This is a genomic window from Bacillus pinisoli, from assembly GCF_023036475.1.
Lineage (GTDB): Bacteria > Bacillota > Bacilli > Bacillales > SA4 > Bacillus_BS > Bacillus_BS pinisoli.
The window spans coordinates 44,930-56,624 of the sequence record NZ_JAJQKI010000021.1 but is presented as its reverse complement, the minus strand read 5'-3'; the positions used below and the strand labels follow the sequence as shown (position 1 = coordinate 56,624).

Genomic DNA, 11,695 nt, shown 5'->3' with positions numbered 1-11,695 from the left:
CGTTGTTGATTTACATAAACCAACACGCTTGACGTTTTGTTTAGTTTTCAAAGAACTCTCTTTCGCCTTCTCTCAAAAGCGACTTTATTAATATATCATCTCGAAACAACAAAGTCAACAATGTTTTTTTATTTTTTAAAACATCTTTAATTGCTCGTCTTTCGTGACAACGAATATAAATATATCATCTTCCTAAAGTAGAAGCAACAGGAATATTATTACAAATTAATAATTGGCTGTCTTCTTATTATACGTTGATTTCGTAAGTTCCCATAAGCCGGATTTTTATCAGCAGTACACGTCATGTAATTTACATTTTAAAAGTTGCTCACTTCTAAACATTTAGTTACAGCGTTTTATACCATCTACGTCATCATTATTTCAAATTAAATAGTAGTGAAAGCAACAAAGTTGCAAAAAGAGCCTAATAAATAAAGCCTGCCAATTAAGTTCGGCAGGCTTTATTTCTATTCTGACTTTGATACTTCTTTATGTCTCATTTGCGGAAATAGCAGCACATCTCGAATTGATGGAGCGTTAGTTAGTAACATGACTAAACGATCAATACCAATTCCTAATCCACCTGTTGGAGGCATACCGTATTCTAAAGCTTCAATGAAGTCCTCATCCATTTCATGTGCCTCATCGTTACCTTGTTCTTTTTCCTTTAACTGAGCTTCAAAGCGCTCTCTTTGATCAATAGGATCATTTAATTCTGTAAATGCATTTGCATGTTCTCTAGCAACAATAAATAGTTCAAAACGATCAGTAAAACGAGGATCCTCTGGATTCTTCTTAGCCAGTGGTGAAATTTCAACCGGGTGTCCATATATAAATGTTGGTTGAATAAGCTGTTCTTCAATCTTTTGCTCGAAGAACTCATTAACGATATGGCCATATTGCATATGCTCAGTAACTTCAACTCCGTGATCTTTTGCAAGCTTTCTTGCTTCTTCATCAGTCATTTGAGTCCAGAAGTCTACTCCTACATATTCTTTAATTGCATCTACCATGTGAAGTCTCTTCCACCCTGGCTCTAGGTTTACCGTATGTTCCCCATACTGAACTGTGGTTGTACCTAATACTTCTTTTGCAATATGAGCAATAACATTCTCAGTAAGATTCATAATATCCTTATAGTCTGCGTATGCTTCATACAGCTCTAGCATCGTAAACTCTGGATTATGTCTAGTTGATATACCCTCATTTCTAAATACACGACCAATTTCATAAACCTTTTCTAAGCCACCTACTATTAGGCGTTTTAGATGAAGTTCAATCGCGATACGCATATAAAGCGTCATATCTAATGCATTGTGATGAGTGATAAATGGACGAGCAGAAGCTCCACCTGCAATAGCATGCATAGTTGGAGTTTCGACTTCTAAGAATCCTTGAGAATCAAAATATCTCCTCATAGATTGAATGATTCTACTTCGTAAAATGAAAGTTTCACGACTCTCCATGTTTGTAATTAAATCTAGGTATCTTTGTCTATATCTTTGTTCCACGTCTTTTAGACCGTGGTATTTCTCTGGTAATGGCTTTAGTGACTTAGTTAGTAATTCAAAAGTAGTTGCTTTAATAGACAGCTCTCCAACTTTTGTTTTAAAAACAGTTCCTGTTACCCCGACGATATCACCAAGATCGGCTGTATCAAAAACTTCGTATGCTTCTTCACCAACAGCGTCTTGTCTGATATATAACTGAATTTGGCCAGTAAGATCTTGGATATGAGTAAATCCAGCCTTCCCTTTACCTCGTTTCGTCATAATACGGCCTGCTATTGTTACTTCAATAGTTTGTTCGTCTAGTTCTTCCTTGGATGTCTCTCCGTATAACGAAAGTAATTCTTGAGATGTATGTGTACGTTCAAAGCGCTTACCAAAAGGATCGAGTCCCTTTTCACGTAGTTTATGTAATTTCTCTCTACGAACTTTTAACTGGTCATTTAATTCCTCAAAACTCATTATTCTCACTCCAAGCACAATTGTTTATAAATGAATAAAACTGCCAGCAAAGTACTGGCAGTGACGAATCTTCTTTATGGGTATTATAGGTTAGTATGAAAGGGAAGTCAAACGTATTAGCCAACCTGAATTTGGTTTTCTTGATTCGCTTCCACTTCTTCTACTAAATAAGAAAGTAAGGCAACTAATTCCGCACGTGTATTACATTCGTTAATACCGTTACGTACCTTTGCATTTCCACGAATGCCTTTTAGGTACCAGGCCGCATGCTTACGCATTTCTCGGACAGCGACTGTTTCACCTTTTAGTGCAATTAGTCGATCCAAGTGTAGGATACATACGTTTATTTTCTCACGAACAGATGGTTCAGGTAATAGTTCTCCTGTCTCTAGGTATTGTACCGTTTGATAAATCATCCATGGGTTGCCAAGTGCAGCACGACCAATCATTACACCATCTACACCAGTTTCTTCTAGCATTCTTTTTGCGTCTTGTGGAGTTTGGACATCACCATTACCAATGACAGGAATTGATACAGATTGCTTTACGTCTTTAATGATATTCCAATCTGCTTTACCTTCATACATTTGAACTCGTGTACGACCGTGAAGAGCTACCGCTTTTCCACCAGCGCGTTCCACCGCTCTTGCATTTTCAATCGCATAAATATGGTTATCATCCCACCCCATGCGCATCTTTACGGTAACTGGCTTATCAACAGCGTCTGTTACAGCCGCTACCATATCATAGATTTTATTAGGGTCTAACAACCATTTTGCTCCAGCATCACATTTTGTGATCTTGGGAACAGGGCACCCCATGTTAATATCAATAATATCAGCAGTCGTATTCTTATCTACGAATTTCGCTGCCTCTACTAATGTTTCTTTCTCTCCACCAAAAATCTGAAGACTTAGTGGTTTTTCTTGCTCATCAATATACAGCATTCCCATTGTTTTTGCATTTTTATATAGGATTGCTTTATCACTAACCATTTCAGCACATACAAGTCCTGCACCAAACTCTTTTACCGTGAGGCGGAATGCTGAGTTACATACTCCCGCCATCGGTGCAAGTACGACTTGATTTTTCATCTGGATATCTCCAATTTTCAACATGTACTTACCTCCCTTTTCAATCTATCGGTGTTAATTCTTCTAAACTAATATTAAGTGCAACCGCAACACTTTGTAACAGATCTTGACTAGGCGGGCGACTTCCACGCTCCACCTCTCCGAGAACCGAGACAGATATACCTAAGTCTTTTGCGAATTCTTCTTGTGTATAGCCTTTTAGTTTTCGAAAAGCTCGTATACGTCTTCCCCACTTCTCCGCTTCCATACTCTTACACCTTCTCTATCTGTTAATTCCTCATATATAGTGGTGATATGTTTATCACGAATGGATAAATCTTGATCAATCTCAAATAATGGGACGATCACAAAAGCGCGCTCTTCCATTCTTGGATGAGGCACAATTAACTCTTCTGCTTCAATATTTTCTTGGTTATAGAGTAAAATGTCAAGGTCTAACGTTCTTGGACCCCATTTAATCTCCCTATTCCTTCCAAAATCCCGCTCCACTTTTTGTAGAATATTCAATAGTTCTTTTGGTTGGTCATTGGTATAAACTTCTATAACCATATTCAAGAAGGAATCCTGTTCTATGTATCCCACCGGTTCTGTTTCATATAGTGAGGAGTAACCTTTAATGGTCATGTTATATTGTTGTAATTCTTGAATAGCCGATTTCATATAATGTAGGCGGTCCCCTATATTAGAACCTAAACCAATAAAAACTCTATTCATCCTCTACTCCTCGTTAAAGCAACACTAACTGACTTGTAATAACCAGGGATAGGTGGATCCGGCTTTATCAATTTTATTGTACATTCTTGAACTTTTGAAAAGCTACTTAGAATTTGTTGGCATACATCCTCTGCCACGGTCTCAACTAGCTTTCTTGGTGTTCCTTCGACAACCTGTTTACAAAGATTGTATACTTCCGCATAATTCACTGTATCATGTAAGTCATCACTGTTCCCAGCTACCGAAAGATCAAGTGATAGCGAAAGATCGACGATAAAACGTTGACCAAGTTTTGTTTCTTCAGGAAGAACACCGTGATAACCATAAAACAACATTTCTTTTAGTTCAATCTTATCCATGAGATCACCCTTTCTTTCCCACCAAAACATCCATTACCTTAGCCATCCTAGACATAGCAGACACATCATGAATACGCACCATATGACACCCTTTTTGTATCCCTAAACAAACAGTTGCACCTGTACCTTCCATTCGCTCATCAGGAGGTAGGTCTAATATTTGACCAATAAACGATTTTCTAGATGTTCCTAGTAGAACAGGATAGCCAAGCGCCACGATTTGGTCGAGGTTTTGCATGACCTCTATATTCATATTAAAATCCTTTGCAAAACCAATTCCAGGATCTACTATAATTTGTTCATCTTTTACACCTGCAAACTTAGCAATTGAGATACTCTCCATTAGATCCGAGATTACATCTTGCATGAGGTTGCTGTAGTTTCTATTGTCACGATTATGCATAAGGACGATTGGTACTTGATAATCAGCGGCTACTTTCGCCATGTTAGGGTCTGCCTTTGCTCCCCATACATCATTGATAATGTGGGCTCCAGCTTCAATCGCTTGTTTGGCCACTTCAGCCTTGTAGGTATCTATGGAGATAGGGGCATCTATTCTTTTTGAAAGCTCCTTAATGACTGGAATCGTCCGGTGCAGCTCCTCTTCTAAAGAGACCTTAGTAGAACCCGGTCTAGTGGATTCTCCACCTATGTCAATAATGTCGGCTCCTTCTACTATCATTTTCTTTGCACGCTGAGTAGCACTTTCAATCGTATTGTAACTACCTCCATCTGAAAACGAATCCGGTGTTACGTTAAGAATTCCCATAATGTAAGTCTTCTTACCGAAATCTAGTTTGTTAATCATTCCTTCTGATCTATTAATAACAAGTGTTGACACTTTTATAACCCCTCCATCGTTAGAAGTAACGGTTTATAGTGTTGATATAGCCGCTGCAGTTGCTTAGTCATTGTATTCTTTAGAAATGGTTGTCCGTCAATGAAGGTAAGTGGCGTAATTTCTTGTATAGAATTCGTGACGAACACTTCATCACTATTCATGATTTGTTCCTTCTTGTAAAAACCTTCTTCATATCTTATTCCGTTTTTATCAAGCAACCTTAATACAAACTGTCTGGTAATTCCGTTAAGTATACCTGTATCAATATGTGGTGTATAGACAACCCCATCTTTCACCCAGAAAAGATTTGAAACAATACCCTCTGCAAGATTACCTTCTTTTGTGAAGAAGATCCCTTCTTTAGTAGGAGCTTGTCCAATCTCTTTCTTTCCCAATATATTATTTAGATAATGATGTGATTTTAATCGGTACTTTCCTTCAGGAGTATTTCTAATGGTCTCAAGGAAGACTCCTTCTTTTTCTGAAACCATTTTAGGAATGGGCTTTATGTAGATTATAGTTGTCGGTGATGTATAAGCTTCCATAGGTAAACCTAAGCTACTCGGACCTGCAGATACATTTAGTCTAATATAGGCATCTTGAAGTTTATTTTGGGCTAAAAGTTCTTGCACAATCTGGAGTAACTCCTCATTAGTAAGGTCCCACTTAATATCTAATTCATTTAGACTTTTTCGCAACCGTGACATATGGTCAAAAAACAAAAAAGAATGGCCTTGATATACTCGAAAAGTTTCAAATAGACCAAGACCATACATAAAACCATGATCAAATATTGATATTTGTGCTTCTTCTTCTTTTATAATACGGCCATTTATATAGATGTACATGTTAGTTTTTTGGACTTTCCTCCGTATAGGTCAATAAAGTTTTGTAATAATTTTTTGCCCGCTGAAGTCATGATTGATTCAGGATGGAATTGAACTCCTTCAATGGCAAGCTCTTTATGCTTTAACGCCATAATTTCCCCTTCTTCAGTCCATGCCGTGATCTCTAGTGTATTTGGTAACGTTTCTTTTTTAACAATAAGTGAATGATATCTTGTTGCTGTAAATGGTCCTTCTACCTCTTTAAAAATGGTTTCACCATTATGAAAAATAGGGGAAGTTTTGCCGTGCATCAGTCGATCTGCTCTAACTACATCTCCTCCAAATACCTGCGCAATGGATTGATGACCTAAACAAACACCGAAAATCGGAATCTTACCAGCAAAGTATTGTATAGCTTCTAGACTAATGCCCGCTTCATTTGGACTGCATGGTCCTGGTGAAATCATTAAAAAATCGGGATTTAGTTCTTCTATTTCCTGTATCGTTATTTGATCATTCCTCTTTACTAGTAGCTCTTGTCCAAGCTCTCCTAAATACTGTACAAGATTAAAAGTAAATGAATCATAGTTATCAATCATTAATATCATCCTAATCTCTCCTCCGCTAAACTTGTTCTACAACCTGGCTGTTCTGCTCTGCTACTTCCTTTGCCTTCCATAAAGCTTTCGCCTTCTTTAAAGACTCTTTATATTCAAAAGCTGGGTTTGAGTCTATAACTACTCCTGCACCCGCTTGAATATACGCAATATGATCTTTTACCAACATTGTTCTAATGGTGATATTTAATTCCATATCTCCATTATACCCAATCCATCCGATCGAACCAGTATAAATACCTCTTCTTACAGGCTCAAGTTCTTCAATAATTTCCATTGTTCTTACTTTAGGCGCACCTGTAATCGTTCCACCTGGAAATACAGCATCTATAACATCATATGCATCATACTGATTATACAATGTCCCTTTTACATTTGAAACAATATGCATCACATGGGAATATCTCTCAATAGTCATGAACTCATCGACTTCTACCGTTCCATACTTACAAACCTTCCCTAGATCATTACGCTCAAGGTCGACAAGCATCACATGTTCAGCACGTTCCTTTTCATTTTCAATAAGTTCTAACGCTAATTTCTCATCTTCCGCTTCATCTTTTCCTCTAGAACGAGTTCCGGCAATGGGTCTTGTACTTATTTCATCGCCTTGCTTTTTCACTAGCAGTTCTGGGGAACCACTAACAATCTGAAATTCTGGAGATTGAATAAACGCCATATATGGAGATGGATTGATACTTCTTAGCGTTTCATAAACTTCTATAGGAGGGACAGTTAACTTCTGGGCTTGTCTAACTGATAAGTTAACTTGGAACACGTCACCTTGTGCTATATAGTTCTGAATTCGTTCAACAGCCGATTTAAATTCATCCTCTGTAAAAGAAACCATTACGTCACTTGCTACTTGGTCTATTTCCAATTCGTTCGTTAAACTGCTATCTAGAAAACCTTTCTCCCATAACTTTCTCATTAGGTTCAATCGGTTTGCTACCAATTCTTCAGCAGCTTCCTTGTCCATACATGAAATAAAATAGAGTAACTCTTCTTTATGATCAAATACAAATATATCGTCAAATAGTAAGTAAAATAATTCAGGTATTTCTAGGTCATCATTAGAAGTGGATGGTAGTCGCTCAATATTTCTGACATAGTCATAGCTCAAATAGCCTATAGCCCCACCTTGAAAAAAAGGAAGATCAAGATTATTCTCTACCTCAAACCTTCTCATCCACTCTCTCATTGCATGTAAGGGGTTGCCGGAATGATAGTCAGTAGAATGTTCACTTTTTATTTCAAGTTGTCCATTTTTCCCCTCTAATATAGCAATGGGTTCTAAACCAAATATACTGTACCTGCCGCCTCTTCCACTTTCTAGTAGAGCGTGATGCTGAAAATGTTTACTAAGTTGCTTATAGCGAGGAAACCAGTCTTCCTGTTTCACTTCAACTGTTTGATAAAACGGATACTTTTTCGCCATCCGATCCACGCTCCTTTACATCCACTTTCTAAGAGAAATTTAGTTTAATTGCTTTACACCTTATATTATCACTTCAAGAGCAGTCTTTCACACTGTATTTTGTTGACTCTTTTCTTAAGGCTGTTTTCTTATAGATAAGTTTAAAAAAAGAGCCTTTAGAAAAGAACTCTCCTTAAACTTTGTTGCTTGGGGGAAGTAAAAAAAGCAACCCAAAATGGGTCGCCTTTTTACTATTCTTCAAATTGATATAACGGTGTGCTCAAGTAACGCTCACCATTACTAGGGATAATAGCTAAAACTTTTTTCCCTTTACCTAACTCTTTTGCTACCTTTAGCGCTGCAAAGATTGCAGCACCTGAAGAAATCCCACCTAAAAGTCCTTCTTCTTTTGCAGCACGTCTTCCATATTCAAAAGCCTCATCATTCTTTACGTGAATAATACCATCATAAATACCAGTGTTTAAGATTTCCGGAACAAAGTTTGCTCCAATACCTTGGATTTTGTGAGGGCCAGGCTTTCCTCCTGCTAAAATTGGAGAGTCAGCAGGCTCTACTGCATATAACTGAATGTTTGGATAATGTTCTTTTAAGACAGATCCAGCACCAGTAATCGTTCCTCCAGTACCAATACCTGCAATAAATGCATCTAGTTGTTCGCCCATTTGTTTTACGATTTCTGGGCCTGTCGTTAATCGGTGCACCTCTGGATTTGCTTCATTTTTAAATTGTTGTGGCATAAAGTATCCATGTTCTTTCGCTAATTCTTCCGCTTTTTTTACAGCACCGTTCATACCCTCTGGTCCAGGAGTTAAGACTAATTCCGCCCCGTATGCACGTAGGAGATTACGTCGTTCCACGCTCATTGTCTCAGGCATCGATACGATCAGTTTATAGCCTTTTGCTGCTGCAACCATCGCTAAACCAATTCCCGTGTTCCCACTTGTTGGCTCAATGATTGTATCTCCCGGCTTCAATGTTCCGTTCTTTTCAGCAGATTCAACCATAGCTAGAGCGATACGATCCTTTACACTGCTACCCGGATTCATAAATTCAAGCTTTAAATAAACATCAGCCATATCCTCATCTACAAGCTTGTTTAGTTTAACAATTGGTGTTTGGCCAATAAGTTCTGTAATCGTATTTGCTACTCTCATTCTCCCACCCCTAATTCCTAGTATTTTTATAGGTTTTATATAATAAAAATTAGCAAAAGAAGTTAGAATTGTCAATTATTTTGGTTATCATAAAACCAATCTACTTCCACTTCAGTCCAGTATTGTTCGGCAGTGACCTTACCTTCGATTTGTCCTAACGCTAGTTGTCTACGAATATGATCCTTTACATCATCAAATGAGTACTCTTTACCTTCTTCTACATCATGCAGATAAAGAATAGCAAATTCATTACCAATTTTGATAGGACCAGCCCAAGCCTCTTTTTTAAGGTTTGATAATAAATCCTCATATTCTGAAGGGATATAGCCACTATCTTTCGTTACATATCCAAGGTCGCCACCTTGGTTTGAGGTAAATTCATCAGTGGATCTTTCCATTGCTAGCACTGCAAAATCTGAACCATTATCCAGCTCATCTATTACAGTTTTAGCTTCTTCCTCTGTATCGACCTTTATATGTGAAAGATGATACGTAGTGGGTATATCATACAGACTTTGATTTTCTTCATAAAATCGCTCAACATCTTCTTCTGGAATCGTTACATCTTTTGTAAGCATTTCTTCAAGAAGAATATTATATTTAATCTGGTTTCTTAAATCTTCCTCATCGGCAATATTTTCATGATCCATGGAGTTGTACATTGCTTTAATAATGGTCAACTCTTGTTCCACTGCCTTTTCTGATACCGTTATATTATATTGTTCAGCTAGTTGATAAATCACTTCTTTGTTGATTAAATCCTTCAAAGTTTCTCTTCCGTATAGCTTTTCTAGCTGATGAAGCCATTCCTGTTGAGTTATCGTTTTTTCCCCGATTGTTGCAACGACCTCATCGGTTACAGTAGCCGTCGCCAACTTAGCTGGTACTTCTATGCCTTCTTGGTTACCTTTTAACCACATTCCGATTGTTAAACAGTTTGTTACCACTAGGGTAAACACAATCACCCAGATCGCTTTATTGTTCACCTTCAACTCTCCCTGTTTATCTATTCTTTTGGTAATAAGGAAATAAGCTCTTCTTTATTTAATTGATACTTTTCATTACAGAAGTGACACTGTGCTTCAGCTTTCCCCTCTTTTTCTATTATGTCTTCTAGCTCTTCTTTACCGATACTTCTAAGCGCATTCTCAATTCTTTCTTTAGAGCATTGGCATTCAAAAGAGATAGGCATCTTATCTAATACTCTAACTTGGCCTTCTCCTAGCACCTCATCTAATATTTGCTCAGGTGTAAGCCCTTTTTGAATTAGTTTTGAGATAGGCTCGATTGTACTTAGTCTTTTTTCTATATGATCAATTGTCTCATTACTCGTACCAGGAAGTAGTTGTATAATAAATCCGCCAGCAGCTAGTATGGAATTATCAGGGTTTACAAGCACACCTACTCCTACAGCTGAAGGAACTTGCTCTGATGAAGCAAAATAGTAGGTGAAGTCATCTCCTATTTCACCAGAAACAATCGGAACTTGTCCTGTAAAATGCTCTCTCAATCCTAAGTCTTTTACGACTGTTAGCATACCATCAGTACCCACAACTCTAGCTACATCTAATTTCCCTTTACTATTTAGATCAAAATGGACATGAGGATTTGTTACATATCCACGCACATGCCCTTTTACATCACTATCTACAAGGATCGTTCCGACGGGTCCTCCACCTTGGATTTTAATTGTTAGCTTATCATTACCTTTTAACATTGCTCCCATCATGACACCAGCCGTCATTGTTCGTCCTAAAGCAGCCGATACGATGGGCCATGTATGATGACGTTGTTGAGCCTCGCTTACTGTATCTGTTGATCTTACTGCAAATGCTCGAACTTGATTATCATAAGCAAGTGCACGAATTAAATAATCTGACAAAATAATTCCCCTCTCTATTCAGTCATTCTTTGGTTGCGAAGATATATAATTTGTAAACCTTTTAACGTTAGAAACGGATCTATCACATCAATTAAACTCGATTCCTTTGCAATTAAGGAAGCAAGTCCACCAGTTGCAATGACAGTTGGATTTGATTTTGTTTCATTTTTGATTCTTGAGACAATTCCTTCAACTTGTCCTACATAACCGTACACAATTCCAGCCTGCATAGCATTCACTGTATTTCTTCCAACAATAGATTCAGGTCTAGTAATTTCAATTCTTGGTAGTTTGGCTGCTCTAGAATATAGTGCTTCTGTTGATATATATATCCCAGGAGCAATCGCACCTCCCATATACTGTTTATGTTCGTTTATGTAGCAATAAGTAGTAGCCGTTCCAAAATCTACAATAATAAGGGGGGCCCCATACAACGAGATCCCAGCTACCGCATTTACAATTCTGTCAGCGCCTACTTCCCTTGGATTCTCATACTTAATATTTAATCCCGTTTTTATTCCTGGGCCAACAACAAGTGGGTGAATACCAAAGTATTTAATGCACATTTTTTCAAGAGAATACATAATAGGTGGTACTACCGAAGAAATGATGATCCCTTTAATATGTGAAAATGTAATATCCTCTTGAAGAAGTAATGCTTTAATCAGCATTCCGTATTCATCTTCTGTCTTATTCCGATTTGTCTCAATTCTCCAATGATGCATTAGCTTCTGGTCATTAAAAACTCCTAGAACCGTATTGGAGTTCCCAACATCTAATACAAAAATCACGGCGTTCA

The 11,695-nt window shown here is 37.7% G+C and carries 13 protein-coding genes; all 13 read right to left on the bottom strand.

Going from position 1 to position 11,695, the window contains the following annotated elements; genetic code table 11:
* Positions 1 to 467 precede the first annotated feature (467 nt).
* Complete coding sequence (gene lysS / locus LT143_RS19435) at positions 468 to 1,970, bottom strand: lysine--tRNA ligase (RefSeq protein ID WP_246946063.1); 1,503 nt, start codon at positions 1,968 to 1,970, stop codon at positions 468 to 470.
* Between the two features lie 116 nt (positions 1,971 to 2,086).
* Positions 2,087 to 3,088 (bottom strand): tRNA dihydrouridine synthase DusB, encoded by a 1,002-nt coding sequence (gene dusB, locus LT143_RS19430; protein ID WP_246946062.1) that lies wholly within the window; start codon positions 3,086 to 3,088, stop codon positions 2,087 to 2,089.
* A 16-nt stretch (positions 3,089 to 3,104) separates the two neighbouring features.
* Positions 3,105 to 3,311, bottom strand: a complete 207-nt coding sequence (locus LT143_RS19425) for a helix-turn-helix domain-containing protein (protein WP_246946061.1) — start codon at positions 3,309 to 3,311, stop codon at positions 3,105 to 3,107.
* Positions 3,263 to 3,778, bottom strand: coding sequence for a 2-amino-4-hydroxy-6-hydroxymethyldihydropteridine diphosphokinase (gene folK, locus LT143_RS19420; protein WP_246946060.1), 516 nt, complete (start codon positions 3,776 to 3,778; stop codon positions 3,263 to 3,265). Before folK ends, LT143_RS19425 begins: the two co-directional genes overlap by 49 nt.
* A complete protein-coding gene (gene folB / locus LT143_RS19415; RefSeq protein WP_246946059.1) occupies positions 3,775 to 4,137 on the bottom strand; it encodes a dihydroneopterin aldolase in 363 nt (120 codons plus the stop codon). Before folB ends, folK begins: the two co-directional genes overlap by 4 nt.
* Positions 4,138 to 4,141: 4 nt before the next feature.
* On the bottom strand, positions 4,142 to 4,945 hold the full coding sequence (folP, locus tag LT143_RS19410; RefSeq protein WP_246946065.1) for a dihydropteroate synthase: 804 nt from the start codon (positions 4,943 to 4,945) through the stop codon (positions 4,142 to 4,144).
* Between the two features lie 35 nt (positions 4,946 to 4,980).
* Positions 4,981 to 5,826: an aminodeoxychorismate lyase gene (pabC, locus tag LT143_RS19405; protein ID WP_246946058.1), complete on the bottom strand. Its 846-nt coding sequence runs from the start codon at positions 5,824 to 5,826 to the stop codon at positions 4,981 to 4,983.
* On the bottom strand, positions 5,811 to 6,413 hold the full coding sequence (pabA, locus tag LT143_RS19400) for an aminodeoxychorismate/anthranilate synthase component II (protein ID WP_246946057.1): 603 nt from the start codon (positions 6,411 to 6,413) through the stop codon (positions 5,811 to 5,813). Before pabA ends, pabC begins: the two co-directional genes overlap by 16 nt.
* Before the next feature lie 16 nt (positions 6,414 to 6,429).
* Positions 6,430 to 7,860 carry an anthranilate synthase component I family protein gene (locus LT143_RS19395; RefSeq protein WP_246946056.1) on the bottom strand — a complete coding sequence of 477 codons (1,431 nt, stop codon included), beginning with the start codon at positions 7,858 to 7,860 and terminating at the stop codon, positions 6,430 to 6,432.
* A gap of 230 nt (positions 7,861 to 8,090) precedes the next feature.
* Positions 8,091 to 9,014: a cysteine synthase A gene (gene cysK / locus LT143_RS19390; RefSeq protein WP_246946055.1), complete on the bottom strand. Its 924-nt coding sequence runs from the start codon at positions 9,012 to 9,014 to the stop codon at positions 8,091 to 8,093.
* A gap of 71 nt (positions 9,015 to 9,085) precedes the next feature.
* On the bottom strand, positions 9,086 to 10,000 hold the full coding sequence (locus LT143_RS20655) for a peptidyl-prolyl cis-trans isomerase (protein WP_246946054.1): 915 nt from the start codon (positions 9,998 to 10,000) through the stop codon (positions 9,086 to 9,088).
* Positions 10,001 to 10,020: 20 nt separating this feature from the next.
* Complete coding sequence (gene hslO / locus LT143_RS19380; protein WP_246946053.1) at positions 10,021 to 10,896, bottom strand: Hsp33 family molecular chaperone HslO; 876 nt, start codon at positions 10,894 to 10,896, stop codon at positions 10,021 to 10,023.
* 14 nt (positions 10,897 to 10,910) lie between these two features.
* Positions 10,911 to 11,687, bottom strand: a complete 777-nt coding sequence (locus tag LT143_RS19375; RefSeq protein WP_246946052.1) for a type III pantothenate kinase — start codon at positions 11,685 to 11,687, stop codon at positions 10,911 to 10,913.
* Positions 11,688 to 11,695: the final 8 nt, after the last annotated feature.

Bases quoted from the DNA above. Each gene is read 5' to 3' on its own strand.
- lysS (WP_246946063.1), bottom strand. From the start codon at position 1,970: ATGAGTTTTGAGGAATTAAATGACCAGTTAAAAGTTCGTAGAGAGAAA.
- dusB (WP_246946062.1), bottom strand. From the start codon at position 3,088: ATGTTGAAAATTGGAGATATCCAGATGAAAAATCAAGTCGTACTTGCA.
- LT143_RS19425 (WP_246946061.1), bottom strand. From the start codon at position 3,311: ATGGAAGCGGAGAAGTGGGGAAGACGTATACGAGCTTTTCGAAAACTA.
- folK (WP_246946060.1), bottom strand. From the start codon at position 3,778: ATGAATAGAGTTTTTATTGGTTTAGGTTCTAATATAGGGGACCGCCTA.
- folB (WP_246946059.1), bottom strand. From the start codon at position 4,137: ATGGATAAGATTGAACTAAAAGAAATGTTGTTTTATGGTTATCACGGT.
- folP (WP_246946065.1), bottom strand. From the start codon at position 4,945: ATGATTAACAAACTAGATTTCGGTAAGAAGACTTACATTATGGGAATT.
- pabC (WP_246946058.1), bottom strand. From the start codon at position 5,826: ATGTACATCTATATAAATGGCCGTATTATAAAAGAAGAAGAAGCACAA.
- pabA (WP_246946057.1), bottom strand. From the start codon at position 6,413: ATGATATTAATGATTGATAACTATGATTCATTTACTTTTAATCTTGTA.
- LT143_RS19395 (WP_246946056.1), bottom strand. From the start codon at position 7,860: ATGGCGAAAAAGTATCCGTTTTATCAAACAGTTGAAGTGAAACAGGAA.
- cysK (WP_246946055.1), bottom strand. From the start codon at position 9,014: ATGAGAGTAGCAAATACGATTACAGAACTTATTGGCCAAACACCAATT.